This is a genomic window from Stenotrophomonas sp. STEN021, assembly GCF_056760175.1.
Genome location: NZ_JBRREH010000113.1, coordinates 1 through 13,533 on the forward strand (window position 1 = coordinate 1; position 13,533 = coordinate 13,533).

Here is a 13,533-nt window from a genome sequence, read left to right on the forward strand (position 1 = left end):
ACCCCAGTGCGCCCGTCGCCCCCCCCCGGCGGGGGGCGCGCGCCCCCCCCCCCCCCCCCCCCCGCCCCCGCGCGCCCGCCCTCTACAGGTGGAGCAAAAAAAAAGCCGCAACGTTGCCGTTGCGGCCGGGGAATCATTCGGAGGCTGATCCTGCCCCCATCCGTCGTCCTTGCTATGGACTTCCATTCTCCGGATGAACCATGACGACTTCGTGACGAAGTGCATGCCTGGCCCAGGACTGCGAAGTCAGGGTGGCAGCGATCGCCCCGGCAACATTACAGAGAGTTCATGCAGCGGCCATGTGTTGGTTAGTCGGGCGGGCGCAATCTGACCCCGATGGCGAAACACAACGCCATCCCGAATCCTCGTCATCGTCGTTACAGCCAACTCAAGGACTACTCTCATGAAGATCTCCGCCATTCTCCTGGCCGTTGGCCTGTCGCTCGGCGCAGGCGCCGCGTTTGCCGCCCAGACCACCGCTCCGGCCGCGGCGCCGATGCCTGCAGCGGCCAGCGCACAGCCAGCTGCCCATCATGCTGCCAAGAAGCATCACGGCAAGAAGCACCACCATAGTGCGGCGAAGAAGGCCGTAGCTGCACCTGCCGCAACTGGCGCCGGCAGCCGCTGATCGCGGTTGGACGTGCCGGACAACATTCCGGGGCGTCGTTGCAATGAAAAGGCCCCGTCAATGGCGGGGCCTTTTCCTGTGCGTGCCTTGGGGGAGCTCTGTCGACGGGTAGTGTCCTTGGTCAAACAGGTCGGGGGTGTGTCGTGAAGATGATCCTTGCCATTTTGTCGGCCGGTACGCTGTGCATGGCGGGTCTGCTGGCGGCGGCACCGCTGCCGCCTTCGACGTTGCCGACGCCAGCGCTGGCGGTTTCGCCACCGCCTCCAGCCGCATCTGCCAAGCAAGCCCAGATCGTCAGACGTTGCCTCAAGCGCAGTGCACTGGGCCGCTGTGAGCGCTGGTCGCTGCCATCACGGCGTCCGCTGGTGGACGCGACCAAGGGCGCGCGCCCGCACACCCCGTGAGCGACGGCGCCGCATGCAGTCCGTATGCACGCAGCGCGCTATTCTCGGAACAGTTCAGGCGGAGTGTGGGTATGCGGATTCTGGTGGTCGAGGACGACGCGCAGATCGCCAGCTTCCTGGTCAAGGGGCTGAAGGAAGAGGGGCATGCCGTGGACAGTGTGGCCGACGGTCGGCAAGGCCTGTTCATGGCCACCACAGAAGCGTATGCGGTGGTCGTGCTGGACCGCATGCTGCCGGTGATCGACGGCATGACCGTGTTGCGTACCCTGCGCGGTGCCGGCAACACGGTGCCGGTATTGATGTTGACCGCCTTGGGTGACGTGGAACACCGGGTCGAGGGCCTGCGTGCCGGGGCCGATGACTATCTGGTCAAGCCCTTCGCCTATTCCGAGTTCAGTGCGCGCCTGGAGAGCCTGCTGCGGCGTGGCGGCAATGCCGCAGCCGCGGCCGAGGCCACGCGTCTGCGGGTGGAAGACCTGGAACTGGATCTGCTCAAGCGCAGCGCCAGTCGCGCCGGTCGTGGCATTGAGTTGCTGCCGCGTGAGTTCCGCCTGCTGGAATATCTGATGCGGCAGAGTGGCCGGGTGGTGACGCGAACCATGCTGCTGGAGGCAGTCTGGGACTATCACTTCGACCCGCAGACCAATGTGATCGACGTGCATATCAGCCGCCTGCGACAGAAGATCGATCACGGGCATGCGCTGCCCCTGCTGCATACCGTACGTGGCGCCGGCTACCGGCTGGGGAACTGATGCGTTTGCTGCGTTCCACCACTTCTCGACTGGCGCTGTCGGTATCGGCGGCGTTTCTGCTGGCGTGCATGCTGCTGGGCACTGGCATCTACCTGGCGGTGTCCACCCTGCTGGAGCGTGACGCGCACGAACTGGTCCGTGCCGACGGCGCTGGCCTGCGCGATATCTATCGCCACGCCGGCTACGACCGCCTGCGCGAAGAGATTCAAACGCGCATCGACATGCCCGAGGATCCCGACGCGCTGTACATGCTGCTGGCTGCCGATGGCAGTGTGGTCGCCGGTTCCTTGCAGTCGGTGCCTGGCTGGAAGCCGCAGCAGCGTTGGCTGGAGTTTGTCGATGAAGAGGCGGATGACGACCCGCGGGTGGTTGCCAACCAACAGCAGTTGGACAACGGTGGCTATCTGATCACCGGCCTGCGCATGCGCTCTGAGGATGGCTTCCTGCGGCTGATCCTGCACTCGGCCTTGGCGGCATTGCTGGTCGCAGCGCTGATGGGTGCGATTGTCGGGCGCTGGACATCGCGCTGGGTTGCACGCCGCCTGGGCAGTCTGGATCGCACCGCCGAACGGGTTGCCGCCGGCGAAATGGAACTGCGCGCGCACAGCGACGGCAGTGGCGATGCGTTCGACCGGGTTGCGTTGCGCTTCAACGGCATGCTTGATCGCATCCAGGAGCTGCTCGATGGCGTGCGCCATGCCACCGATCACATCGCTCATGACCTGCGTACGCCGCTGAGCCGTTTGCGCGGGCGCCTGGAAACGATGCGCGCCACGCCAGCAATTGCGGCTTCGCCGCAGGCCTTGGCCGAGTTGGATGCGGGGCTGGCCGAGACCGATACCTTGTTGCAGTCGTTCGCGGCCTTGTTGCGGCTGGCGCGTATCGAAGCGCAGCCGCCGCCGGAAGGCGAGGGCGCAGCACTTGATCTGCAGGCATTGGCGGACGACGCCATCGAGCTGTATGCACCGATGGCAGCCGAGCGCGGCCTGCAGATCGTGCCGCAGCTTGCGCCGGTCGCTGTTCCCGGTGATGCGGATCAACTGTTCCAGTTGCTGATCAATCTGCTGGACAACGCCATCAAGTACGCACCGGTCGGCACCGCCATAACCGTCACGGTAGGCCGGGAGCAGGGGCAGGCCTTGCTGCAGGTCGACGACCAGGGGCCGGGCATCCCGGTTCAGGAGCGGCAGCGCGTGTTTGATCGCTTCGAACGCCTGCAGGCTGACCGCGGCACACCCGGCACCGGCTTGGGCTTGAGTCTGGTACGGGCGGTGGTGCACCGGCACCGTGGCAGCGTCACCCTGGACGACTGCGGGCCCGGTTTGCGGGTGCGTGTGCTGCTGCCTGTGGTGGAAAGCTGAACAGCCACGGCTTGGGCCAATCCAGCGCTCGGGCGCTGGACACGGTTGCCATTGCAAGCAAATCGGCTTCGCTGCAAGCGCACAATCGGCCCTGACATGCGGTAAAGTTGCCCCGTGCCCATTCTGACGACCAAGCGTTCCCTTTCTTCCGCTCGCCGCTGGTGGCGATGGTGGCCCGTTGCCGTCGTCCGTACCGCCACCGTCGATTCCCGGAAGGAAAGCCGTCTTGATCACGCAAGAGCAGTTCCAGCAGCTGGCCGCTGAAGGCCACAGCGCACACCCGCATAATTTCGTCCCCGTCGTCCGTGAAGTGCTGTCCGACCTGGACACGCCGCTTTCGGTCTACCTGAAGCTCGCCGACGGCCCGTATACCTACCTGTTTGAATCGGTCGAAGGCGGTGAGCGTTTCGGACGCTATTCCATCATCGGCCTGCCTGCGCGCCGCACATACAGCTTCCGCGGCCATACGCTGGAAGTCAGTGAGCAGGGTGAAGTCGTCGAGCGCCGCGAGGTGGCTGATCCCTTGGCCGAGGTCGAAGTGCTGCGCAAGCAATACTCGGTGCCGCAGTTGGATGGCCTGCCGGGCTTCACCGGCGGTCTGGTCGGCTGGTTCGGCTTCGAGTGCATCCAGTACATCGAACCGCACCTGGGCGCGGGCGAAAAGCCCGACGAACTCGGCACGCCCGACATCCTGCTGATGCTGTCCGAAGAGCTGGCAGTGTTCGACAACCTCAAGGGCCGCCTGTACCTGATCGTGCATGCCGATCCGGCGCAGCCGCAGGCCTGGGCGCGCGCGAATCGTCGCCTCGATGAGCTGGCGCACCGCCTGCGTCAGGGCGGTGCCGGTTACCCGCAGTCGCAGGTGTCCGACGCCATCGACGAGCAGGATTTCCAGTCCTCGTTTACCCGCGAGGAATACCACGCGGTGGTGCGCAAGGCGCAGGAATACGTGCGTGCCGGCGATATCTTCCAGGTCGTGCCTAGCCAGCGCCTGCGCGTGCCGTTCCGCGCGCGTCCGATCGATGTCTACCGCGCGCTGCGTGCGTTGAATCCATCGCCGTACATGTATTTCATCGATGTTGGCGGTACCCAGGTGGTCGGCTCCTCGCCGGAAATCCTGGCGCGCCTGCGCGACGGCATCGTCACCGTGCGTCCGATCGCAGGCACTCGCCCGCGTGGCGCCACGCCTGAGCTGGACAAGGCCTTGGAAGTCGAGCTGCTGGCCGATCCCAAGGAGCGTGCCGAGCACGTGATGCTGATCGATCTGGGCCGCAATGACGTGGGCCGCGTCGCCGAACCGGGCACGGTCAAGGTCGGCGAGCAGTTCGTGATCGAGCGCTACAGCCATGTCATGCATATCGTCAGCGAAGTGACCGGCACCTTGAAGGCCGGCCTGAGCTATAGCGATGTGATGCGTGCGACCTTCCCGGCCGGCACCGTCAGCGGTGCGCCGAAGATACGTGCGCTGGAGATCATCCGCGAGCTGGAACCGGTCAAGCGCAATGTGTATTCCGGTGCGGTTGGTTACATCGGCTGGAATGGCGATGCCGATACCGCCATCGCCATCCGCACCGCGGTGATCCAGGACGGTTACCTGTACGTGCAGGCCGGCGGCGGCGTGGTCTACGACTCCGATCCCGATGCCGAGTGGCAGGAAACCATGAACAAGGGCCGCGCGCTGTTCCGTGCGGTGGCGCAGGCGGCGAAGGGGCTGTAACCGGCCCCCGACTGCACCGTTGTGATCTCACCGTTTTCCTTTTCACCCCGACAAGGAGTGCCGCATGAAGCTGTCGAACATGTTGCTATGGTCATCATTGCTGTTTGCCGCTGTTCCGCAAGCGTGGGCGCAGGCCAACTCCATTCCGTCACAGCCTCATCTGTTGGTGAAGGGCGATGCCAGCCGCAAGGTGATGCCGGATCGCTTCGTGGTGAAGATCGCGCTGGAGTCGGTGGATATGCAGACCGACATCGCCCGTCGCAAGGTCCAGGCCAATGCGGAGCGGACCATGGCCTTGTTCGCCAAGCACGGCGCCATCGCCGAGACGGTGCGCATGGACAACCTGAGCATCGAGCCATCCACGCGTTACAAGGACGATGAGGATGTGTTTGTAGGCACTGCTGTCAGTCGTGACCTGGAAGGTGCGTTCGAGAAACCGGAGCAGTTGCAGGCCTTTCTTGGCGAGTTGAACGCCAGCAAGGAGGTCCAGGTGCGAACCGCCGCTCCGCTGTATTCGGGTGAGGCGCGCCTGCGGGCGGAACTCAAGGCCGAAGCGGCTGCGCAGACGCGCGCATCGGCCAAGGGGCTCGCGGATGCCTATGGGGCGAAGATCATCGGCCTCTATACGATTTCCGATGTCGCCCCCAGTTTTGCTTACGGTGTGCAGGCCGGTAGCTGGCCGAATGCAAACAGAGCGGACACCTTTTATGGAGAGGGTGGTTCGCTGGACCGGGTTCAGGTTACCGGTAGCCGCAATTTTGGTTATGCGGCGCCACCACCCGGAGAGCAGTTGATTGCCTGGCCAATCACCTACACCGAAAACGTCTACGCCATATTCCTGATTAGCGATGGAAACTGAATCATGCTGTTGATGATCGACAACTACGACAGCTTCACCTTCAACCTCGTGCAATACCTGCAGATGCTGGGTGCCGAAGTGAAGGTGGTGCGCAATGACGCGATGAGCGTCGCTGAAATCGCCGCGCTCAAGCCTTCGCACATTGTGGTATCGCCCGGCCCGAAGACGCCGAACGAAGCCGGTGTGTCGCTGGAGGTGATCCGCCAGCTAGGCCCAACCATTCCGCTGTTCGGTGTGTGCCTGGGTCATCAGGCCATCGGTCAGGTGTATGGCGGCGACGTGATCCGGGCCAGCAATATCATGCATGGCAAGGTCTCGCCGATCCGGCATGAAGGCAAGGGCGTGTTCGCTGGCCTGCCAGACCGCTACGAGGCCACCCGCTACCACTCGCTGGTGGTGGACAAGAACACCTTGCCGGCGGCGCTGGAAATCACCGCCTGGACCGAGAACACGGACGGTTCGATGGAAGAGATCATGGGCCTGCGTCACCGCGAATATCCGGTCGAAGGCGTGCAGTTCCATCCCGAATCCATCCTCACCCAGCACGGCCACGCGCTGATGAAGAACTTCCTGGACCGCACATGTTGATCGAACCTAGCCAGTTGCTGTTGTTCATGCTTGCCGGCTGGTTGCTCAACCTCACACCCGGCCCGGATGTGCTGTACATCATCAGTCGTTCGCTGCGTGGTGGTCGCCGCGCCGGCTTTGCCGCCATCGCTGGCATCAGTGCCGGTTGCTTGGTGCATGTGGCGCTGGCGTCGCTGGGCCTGGGCGTGCTGCTGGCGACCTCGGCCACCTTGTTCACCGTGATCAAGTGGATCGGTGCGGCCTACCTGCTGTGGGTGGGCGTGCGCCTGCTGCGCAACACCGGTGAGTCGACCTTGCAGGCCGATATCGCCGCCAGCAGCGGCAGCGCTGGTTCATGGTGGCAAGTGTTTGCTGGTGGCTTCCTGACCAATGTGCTGAACCCGAAGGTGGTGCTGTTCTTCCTGGCCTTCCTGCCGCAGTTCATCGCGCCGTCGGTGCAGAACAAGCCGTTGGCGTTCGCGTTGCTGGGCCTGGTCTTCATGGTCAACGCGCTGCCGATCAATGCGGCCTACGTGCTGGCAGCGGATCGCGTGCGTAGCAGCCGCTGGGCCGCGCGCGGCATGCAGTGGCTGGACAAGCTGGCCGGCGTGCTGTTCATCGGCTTCGGCCTGCGGCTGGCACTCACCGCGAGGCCGACGCCATGAGCCTGCAGGATTTCCGCCTGTTCGTGGTCATGCTCGGAGGCCGCCATGCGCGCGCCAATACCGAGGTGCATGATGTGGTGTTCGGGGTTGGCCCCAGTATCGAGCAGACCTATCCACAGCTGCGTCAGCAGTGGTTCGGCGAGGCTGCGGGCCTGCATCTGGATTCGTGGATGACGGTCGACGGCGTCGAGGACTGGCAGGTGCGCATTTCCGAAGCCGCGCCTGCGGTTGATGCGCCGACCTTGTTCTTCGTCAACCTCGGCGGTTACGTCGAAGGCGAATTTGGCGAAGCGCATCGCTATCTGTTGGTGGTTGCTGCCGATGCGGTCGAAGCCAAGCGCAAGGCGCTGGCGCAGGCCGAGGCGCAGTGGATCAAGCCGCACCGTGACGCGCTGCTGGAAGTGGACAGCTGCCTGCCGGTCGGGCCGATAGGTGGCCTGCACGTGCAGTTGCTACGTGGCGCGCACGCCGGCATCCACAGCCAAAGCGACTACATCGTTATTTCCTGATTCTGGAGTTGTCATGACCATCACCGCGCAGGAAGCCCTGCAACGCACCATCGAGCACCGCGAGATCTTCTTCGACGAGATGGTCGATCTGATGCGGCAGATCATGCGTGGCGAGATCTCGCCGACCATGACCTCGGCCATCCTCACCGGCCTGCGCGTGAAGAAGGAAACCGTTGGCGAGATCGCTGGCGCGGCCACGGTGATGCGCGAGTTCGCGCGCCCGGTGCAGGTGGCCGACAAGACCCATCTGGTCGATATCGTTGGCACCGGTGGTGATGGTTCGCATACCTTCAACATCTCCACCTGCTCGATGTTCGTGGTCGCCGCCGCCGGCGCCAAGGTGGCCAAGCACGGCAACCGCAGTGTGTCCTCCAAGTCCGGCAGCGCCGACGCGGTGGAAGCGCTGGGCGCGGTGATCGAGCTGCAGCCGGACCAGGTGGCGCAAGCCATCGAGCAGGCCGGCATCGGCTTCATGTTCGCGCCGATGCACCATCCGGCAATGAAAGTGGTCGCGCCTGTACGCCGTGAAATGGGCGTGCGCACCATCTTCAACATCCTTGGCCCGCTGACCAATCCGGTCGGCGCCACCAATATCCTGATGGGCGTGTTCCATCCGGATCTGGTCGGCATCCAGGCACGCGTGTTGCGTGAGCTCGGCGCCGAGCGCGCACTGGTGGTGTGGGGGCGCGACAACATGGACGAGATCTCGCTGGGTGCTGGCACCCTGGTTGGCGAACTGCGTGATGGCAAGGTGCGCGAGTACGAGATTCATCCGGAAGATTTCGGTATCGCCATGTCGGCCAGTCGCAACCTGAAGGTGGAAAACCCGGAAGAGTCCATTGCCATGCTGCGCGCGGTGCTGGACAACCAGCCGGGCCCGGCCAACGATATCGTCGCGCTCAACGCCGGTGCCGCGCTGTATGTGGCCGGCGTCGCCGACAGCATTGCTGACGGCCTGGCCCGCGCCCGTGCGGCGATTGCCGATGGCAGCGCCCGTGCGCGTATGCAGCAGTACGTTGCCACCAGCCGTGCGCTGGCCGGCAATCCCTGATAATCCCCTCATCACCCGCGTCAGCAACGCCCGTCTTCCAGGAAGCAGATCCATGAGCGACATCCTCAACACCATCCTCGCCCGCAAAGTGCAGGAGGTAGCCGAGCGCAGCGTCAACCTGCCGCTGGCCGAGTTGAAGGCACGCCTGGCCGATGCCTCGCCGGTACGCGGCTTTGCCAATGCGCTGAATGCTGCCATCGCCAATGGCGACCCGGCGGTGATTGCCGAGGTCAAGAAGGCCAGTCCGTCCAAGGGCGTGATCCGCCCGGACTTCCATCCGGCTGATATCGCGGTGAGTTACGAACTGGGCGGCGCCAGCTGCCTGTCGGTGCTGACCGATGTGGACTTCTTCCAGGGCGCCGACCTGTACCTGCGCCAGGCCCGTGAGGCCTGCACGCTGCCGGTGCTGCGCAAGGACTTCGTCATCGACCCGTACCAGGTCTACGAGGCGCGCGTGCTCGGTGCCGACTGCATCCTGCTGATCGTCTCGGCGCTGGACGACCGCCAGCTGGCCGAGTTGTCCGACCTGGCAATGCAGCTGGGCATGGACGTGCTGGTGGAAGTGCACGACATCGACGAGTTGGAGCGCGCCATCCAGGTGCCGGTGCCGCTGGTCGGCATCAACAACCGCAACCTGCGCACCTTCGAAGTCTCGCTGGAAAATACCTTGTCGATGCGCAATGCCGTACCGCGCGATCGCCTGCTGGTCACCGAAAGCGGCATCATGGGCCCGGCCGACGTCAAGCTGATGCGCGACGCCGGGGTCAATGCCTTCCTGGTCGGTGAGACCTTCATGCGCGTCGAAGAGCCGGGTGAGGGCCTGCGTCAGCTATTCTTCCCGGCATGACTGATCCCTATCCGACTCCGCGCGACGACGCGCAACTGGTTGTCTTCGACTTCGATCACACCCTGTACGACGGCGATTCCGGCAGCCACCTGTTCGCCTGGCTGATCAAGCGCAATCCGTTGCGGCTGTTGGTGGCCATCCTCGCCACGCCGCTGCTGGGGCCGCTGGTGGCGATGTTGCCGACGCGTCGATTCGGTATTTCCGGCTATGTCTGGATCGCCACCTTCGGCCTGCACCAGGCCCGTGATTTCAACAAGGTGATTGACCAGTACGTGTTCAAGCACGAGGACGAGATCCGCCAGCACCTGCTGCCGCATGCGCTGCAGGTATTCGCCGCGCACCGCCGTGCCGGCGATCGGGTGATCGTGGCCACCGGCGCACCGCCGGAGCTGGCCCGTGCCATCCTGGCCTTCGTGGCCGAACAGGGCGTGCCGGTGATCGGCAGCGAGGTCGGCCCGCGGCTGGGCGCGATGGGCGCCACCCGTCACTGCCACAACGAAGAAAAGATGCGCATGCTGCGTGAGCGCGGCTATGGCGACATCGCCATCGCCTATTCCGACAGCACCGCCGACCTGCCGCTGCTGAAGGCCGCCAAGGCACCGGTGGTGGTGAATCCCAAGCATTCGCGCGTTGAGTACTTCGGCAAGGTATTGCCGGCCGGCACCCCGATCCTCAACTGGGGCTGCCCTGGGCGCGGCGGCAAGCCGCTGCCCAACTAATCCAAAGCGGAGCCGGCTTCGCAAGTTGCCGGCCTTACCCCGTTAACGGGAAGTGGGCTTGTAGTGCCGAGCCATGCTCGGCAGAGGCTTTCCCGATAAAGCCCCAAAAGCTGCCCTCACCCCAACCCCCGCTACGCGCCCCGGCCCTTGTGCTGGCGCAAGGTCGTTCAACGGGCAGCGAACCAGTGGTTCGCAAGCTGCCCGCCTCACCCCGTGAACGGGAGAGGGGCTATCAGAGCAGCATCGCCTCAAGCCCCTCAAGCCCGCTGCAGCCTCACCACCGCCATGCCAATCTGGAACAGGCTGATCGACAGCACCAGCACGCCGACGGCGATCAGCACCCAGCGCTCCTTGACCCGCTTCACCAGCAGTGCCGCTACCGGCGCGGCCATCATCCCGCCGACCAGCAGGCCGGCGACGATGGACAGGTGCTGCAAACCCATCGACAGCAGGAAGGTGGCCGAGATCGACAGGGTGACGATGAACTCGGCTGCGTTGACCGAGCCGATCGTGGTGCGCGCCTGGCCACCACGGGCCAGCAGGGTGGATGTGGCCACCGGCCCCCAGCCACCGCCACCGGTGGCGTCCAGCAGGCCGGCGAAGAAGCCCAGTACCGGCACCCGCTTGACTTCCTGCTTGGCCACGAAGCGGCCCGCCGCACGGGCCAGGATGAAGATCGCCAGCACCAGCAGGTAGAGGTAGATGAACGGGCGCACGACATCGCCGGGCAGCTGGGTCAGCACATAGGCGCCGATTGCACCGCCAATGGCGCCGGGTATGGCCAGACGAAAGAACAGGCGCTTGTCCACATTGCCGGCCACCAGGTGCGACACACCGGAGGCGCCGGTGGTGAACACCTCGGCGGTATGAATGCTGGCGCTGACCGCCGCAGGCGGCAGCCCCATGCTCAGCAGCACCGAGGACGAAATAAGCCCGAATGCCATGCCCAGCGCGCCATCCACCAGCTGCGCGCCCAGGCCGATCAGGATGAACCAGTAAAATTCATTGCCAAATTCCATCCGCCAAGCCTGCGGGCCACGGCAGGGCAGGTCAAGGAAAGCTACATCGGTAAGTAATGCTGCGGGTCGATTCCTGACCGATATCAGCGCCGAATTGTCCTCATCTGGCGGCTACGTCTGCGAAATCTCCAAGCGCTGAGGTGGCGGGAATGACAGCTTGGCGCTGCATCCAGCCATTGCAGGACCCTGGGGTTCGCAAGGGAAAATGAGATTTTTGGCGTCGACAGAGGTCACACTTCAAGGATGTCCCTGGCCGACGTAACGCCCTCAGCAAGTCGGCGAAGATCGCATCAATTGGCGGGGGCTGAGGATGTGGTTCCAACGCACCAAGAGAGCCCCGGGTGCATGTCCGCTTTCCCGGGCTGGCAGAGCGCAGGCAAAGGGCTTTCCCGAGGGAAATCAGATCAGAGAGCCCCCTTTGGTAAAGGGGGCGCGCCGACAGGCGCGGGGAATCGGAAGGCGGGGAGCTGGGGCCCATGGTTTGCTTCGCAAACCATGGGGGTGTCGCCGCGAAGCGGGCGTCACCGCGTCCCGTACAGAACCACGGTCTTGCCGCGCGCATGCAGCAGGCCATCGGCCTGCAGCTTCTTCAGCACGCGGCCGGCCATTTCGCGCGAGCAGCCCACCAGTCGGGCGATTTCCTGGCGTGAGACGCGCAGCTGGGTACCCTGGGGGTGGCTCATCGACTCCGGTTCCTTGGACAGGTCGTGCAGGGTACGGATGATGCGGTCGGTCACGTCCAGGAAGGCCAGACGGCTGGCTTTGCGGCTGGTATGCAGCAGGCGTCGGGAGATCTGTGAGCCGATGGCGTACAGCAACTTGGGCGCATCCACGGACAGTGGGCCCAGAAACAGCTGGTGCAGGCGCTCGTAGCTGATCTCGGCCAGCTCGCAGGGGGTGCGGGTGCGCAGGATCACTTCGCGCTTGTCCGACTCGATGAACAGGCCCATTTCGCCGACAAACTCGCCGGCGCCGAAGTAACCGAGTACCAGTTCACGGTCGTCGTCTTCCTCGGCAATGATGCTGACCGAGCCGCTGATCACGTAATACATGGTCCCCGCAGGGTCACCCGGGCGGAACACATCGGTCCGCGCCGGGTAGCGGCGGCGGTGGCTGTGGGCCAGAAAGCGATCGATGGTGGCAATGTCCAGCGCCAGCGGGCTGGAGGCAAGACGCACGTTTGACGCGGTGGTGGCGTTACCTGGGCTCATGATGGCGTTCACAGTTTGGATGAACTTGCTTAATGGGCAAGCTTAACGACGCTGAGCATAAGGGGCAAACGGGCATAAAGGTTCAAGTATCACAGCGACCCACTTTGCCCCATACTTCCGCCTTTCCCACCATCTACAGGATCGACCGCCGTGGTCAAGCCGTTGCCTCGCCTGAGGTTGCAAGGATTCAACAACCTCACCAAGGCCTTGAGCTTCAACATTTATGACGTCTGCTATGCGCGTACCGAAGAGGAGCGCCAGCGTTATATCGAGTACATCGACGAGGAATACAACGCCGATCGACTCACGCAGATCCTCACCGATGTGGCTGAAATCATCGGTGCGAACATCCTGAACATTGCGCGTCAGGATTACGACCCGCAGGGTGCCTCGGTCACAATTCTCATTTCCGAGGAGCCGGTGATCGACAAGAAGCAGGCCGGCAAGGAGTTGATCTCCGATGCCGTGGTCGCGCACATGGACAAGTCGCACATCACTGTGCACACCTATCCGGAAACGCACCCGCAGGAGGGTATTGCTACCTTCCGCGCCGATATCGACGTGGCAACCTGTGGCGTGATTTCGCCGTTGAAGGCGCTGAACTACCTGATCGAGAGTCTGGAATCAGACATCGTGATCATGGACTACCGCGTGCGTGGCTTCACCCGTGACATCAAGGGCAAGAAGCACTACATCGATCACAAGATCAATTCGATCCAGAACTTCCTGGCCAAGAACATCAAGTCGCGTTACGAGATGTTCGACGTCAATGTCTATCAGGAAAACATCTTCCATACGAAGATGCACCTGCAGGACTTTGACCTGGACAAGTACCTGTTCGAAGAGAAGGCCAAGAACCTGTCGTTCAAGGAACGCATGAAGATCGAAGCGCTGCTGCGCCGCGAGATCGAAGAGCTGTTCCACGGGCGCAATCTGGCCGAATAAGCACTGCCTGCGCAGGGCCGGTACGCCGGTTTTGCGCAAAAACAGGCGGGACAGCCCGCCCTGCATCTGATGCAGACGTCTGCCGACGGCGGCCCGGTGTGAATGCATCGGGTCGCCGTCTTTTTTTAATGTAGTGCCGAGCAATGCTCGGCATTGGGCCTCACCTGTAGTGGGGGGGGGGGGGGGGGGGGGGGGGGGGGGGGGGGGGGGGGGGCGGCGGGGGCGGGGGCGGGGGCGGGGGGGGGGGGCGGGGGGGCGCGGGGGGGGCGGCGCGGCGCG

At 64.0% G+C, this 13,533-nt stretch carries 15 protein-coding genes; 13 read left to right on the forward strand and 2 right to left on the reverse strand.

Features of this window, described 5'->3' with window-relative positions:
* The first annotated feature begins 403 nt into the window (after window positions 1-403).
* The 12 genes from ACVOL0_RS18675 to ACVOL0_RS18730 all read left to right on the forward strand — a co-directional run bounded on the left by ACVOL0_RS18675 (window position 404) and on the right by ACVOL0_RS18730 (window position 10,079).
* Complete coding sequence (locus ACVOL0_RS18675; RefSeq protein WP_481550353.1) at window positions 404-628, forward strand: hypothetical protein; 225 nt, start codon at window positions 404-406, stop codon at window positions 626-628.
* 149 nt (window positions 629-777) lie between these two features.
* A complete protein-coding gene (locus tag ACVOL0_RS18680) occupies window positions 778-1,032 on the forward strand; it encodes a hypothetical protein (protein WP_481550354.1) in 255 nt (84 codons plus the stop codon).
* A 71-nt stretch (window positions 1,033-1,103) separates the two neighbouring features.
* Window positions 1,104-1,784, forward strand: a complete 681-nt coding sequence (locus ACVOL0_RS18685) for a response regulator transcription factor (RefSeq protein WP_481550355.1) — start codon at window positions 1,104-1,106, stop codon at window positions 1,782-1,784.
* Window positions 1,784-3,145 (forward strand): sensor histidine kinase, encoded by a 1,362-nt coding sequence (locus ACVOL0_RS18690; protein ID WP_481550356.1) that lies wholly within the window; start codon window positions 1,784-1,786, stop codon window positions 3,143-3,145. The genes ACVOL0_RS18685 and ACVOL0_RS18690 overlap by 1 nt, the downstream gene beginning before the upstream one ends.
* A gap of 226 nt (window positions 3,146-3,371) precedes the next feature.
* Window positions 3,372-4,862 (forward strand): anthranilate synthase component I, encoded by a 1,491-nt coding sequence (gene trpE / locus ACVOL0_RS18695; RefSeq protein ID WP_481550357.1) that lies wholly within the window; start codon window positions 3,372-3,374, stop codon window positions 4,860-4,862.
* 64 nt (window positions 4,863-4,926) lie between these two features.
* Entirely contained in the window at window positions 4,927-5,721 is a 795-nt protein-coding gene (locus ACVOL0_RS18700; protein WP_481550358.1) for an SIMPL domain-containing protein, read from the forward strand.
* Window positions 5,722-5,724: 3 nt separating this feature from the next.
* Window positions 5,725-6,309 (forward strand): anthranilate synthase component II, encoded by a 585-nt coding sequence (locus ACVOL0_RS18705; RefSeq protein WP_481550359.1) that lies wholly within the window; start codon window positions 5,725-5,727, stop codon window positions 6,307-6,309.
* Window positions 6,303-6,953, forward strand: coding sequence for a LysE family translocator (locus tag ACVOL0_RS18710; protein WP_481550360.1), 651 nt, complete (start codon window positions 6,303-6,305; stop codon window positions 6,951-6,953). The genes ACVOL0_RS18705 and ACVOL0_RS18710 overlap by 7 nt, the downstream gene beginning before the upstream one ends.
* Window positions 6,950-7,462 (forward strand): DUF1543 domain-containing protein, encoded by a 513-nt coding sequence (locus ACVOL0_RS18715; RefSeq protein WP_481550361.1) that lies wholly within the window; start codon window positions 6,950-6,952, stop codon window positions 7,460-7,462. The genes ACVOL0_RS18710 and ACVOL0_RS18715 overlap by 4 nt, the downstream gene beginning before the upstream one ends.
* 13 nt (window positions 7,463-7,475) lie before the next feature.
* On the forward strand, window positions 7,476-8,513 hold the full coding sequence (gene trpD, locus ACVOL0_RS18720) for an anthranilate phosphoribosyltransferase (RefSeq protein ID WP_481550362.1): 1,038 nt from the start codon (window positions 7,476-7,478) through the stop codon (window positions 8,511-8,513).
* Window positions 8,514-8,565: 52 nt separating this feature from the next.
* Window positions 8,566-9,360, forward strand: a complete 795-nt coding sequence (gene trpC, locus ACVOL0_RS18725; RefSeq protein WP_481550363.1) for an indole-3-glycerol phosphate synthase TrpC — start codon at window positions 8,566-8,568, stop codon at window positions 9,358-9,360.
* Window positions 9,357-10,079, forward strand: a complete 723-nt coding sequence (locus tag ACVOL0_RS18730; protein WP_481550364.1) for a haloacid dehalogenase-like hydrolase — start codon at window positions 9,357-9,359, stop codon at window positions 10,077-10,079. The genes trpC and ACVOL0_RS18730 overlap by 4 nt, the downstream gene beginning before the upstream one ends.
* A gap of 257 nt (window positions 10,080-10,336) precedes the next feature.
* Here ACVOL0_RS18730 and ACVOL0_RS18735 read toward each other — a convergent pair whose 3' ends face one another.
* Both ACVOL0_RS18735 and crp read right to left on the reverse strand, forming a co-directional pair.
* Window positions 10,337-11,098, reverse strand: a complete 762-nt coding sequence (locus ACVOL0_RS18735; protein ID WP_481550365.1) for a sulfite exporter TauE/SafE family protein — start codon at window positions 11,096-11,098, stop codon at window positions 10,337-10,339.
* 521 nt (window positions 11,099-11,619) lie between these two features.
* On the reverse strand, window positions 11,620-12,309 hold the full coding sequence (crp, locus tag ACVOL0_RS18740; RefSeq protein WP_282271632.1) for a cAMP-activated global transcriptional regulator CRP: 690 nt from the start codon (window positions 12,307-12,309) through the stop codon (window positions 11,620-11,622).
* Between the two features lie 150 nt (window positions 12,310-12,459).
* Between crp and speD the strand changes: the two genes are divergently transcribed.
* Entirely contained in the window at window positions 12,460-13,254 is a 795-nt protein-coding gene (speD, locus tag ACVOL0_RS18745) for an adenosylmethionine decarboxylase (RefSeq protein WP_481514339.1), read from the forward strand.
* Window positions 13,255-13,533: the final 279 nt, after the last annotated feature.

Excerpts from the sequence above, each read along its gene's own strand:
- ACVOL0_RS18675 (WP_481550353.1), top strand. The coding sequence starts at position 404 with ATGAAGATCTCCGCCATTCTCCTGGCCGTTGGCCTGTCGCTCGGCGCA.
- ACVOL0_RS18680 (WP_481550354.1), top strand. The coding sequence starts at position 778 with ATGATCCTTGCCATTTTGTCGGCCGGTACGCTGTGCATGGCGGGTCTG.
- ACVOL0_RS18685 (WP_481550355.1), top strand. The coding sequence starts at position 1,104 with ATGCGGATTCTGGTGGTCGAGGACGACGCGCAGATCGCCAGCTTCCTG.
- ACVOL0_RS18690 (WP_481550356.1), top strand. The coding sequence starts at position 1,784 with ATGCGTTTGCTGCGTTCCACCACTTCTCGACTGGCGCTGTCGGTATCG.
- ACVOL0_RS18700 (WP_481550358.1), top strand. The coding sequence starts at position 4,927 with ATGAAGCTGTCGAACATGTTGCTATGGTCATCATTGCTGTTTGCCGCT.
- ACVOL0_RS18705 (WP_481550359.1), top strand. The coding sequence starts at position 5,725 with ATGCTGTTGATGATCGACAACTACGACAGCTTCACCTTCAACCTCGTG.
- ACVOL0_RS18710 (WP_481550360.1), top strand. The coding sequence starts at position 6,303 with ATGTTGATCGAACCTAGCCAGTTGCTGTTGTTCATGCTTGCCGGCTGG.
- ACVOL0_RS18715 (WP_481550361.1), top strand. The coding sequence starts at position 6,950 with ATGAGCCTGCAGGATTTCCGCCTGTTCGTGGTCATGCTCGGAGGCCGC.
- trpD (WP_481550362.1), top strand. The coding sequence starts at position 7,476 with ATGACCATCACCGCGCAGGAAGCCCTGCAACGCACCATCGAGCACCGC.
- trpC (WP_481550363.1), top strand. The coding sequence starts at position 8,566 with ATGAGCGACATCCTCAACACCATCCTCGCCCGCAAAGTGCAGGAGGTA.
- ACVOL0_RS18730 (WP_481550364.1), top strand. The coding sequence starts at position 9,357 with ATGACTGATCCCTATCCGACTCCGCGCGACGACGCGCAACTGGTTGTC.
- ACVOL0_RS18735 (WP_481550365.1), bottom strand. The coding sequence starts at position 11,098 with ATGGAATTTGGCAATGAATTTTACTGGTTCATCCTGATCGGCCTGGGC.
- crp (WP_282271632.1), bottom strand. The coding sequence starts at position 12,309 with ATGAGCCCAGGTAACGCCACCACCGCGTCAAACGTGCGTCTTGCCTCC.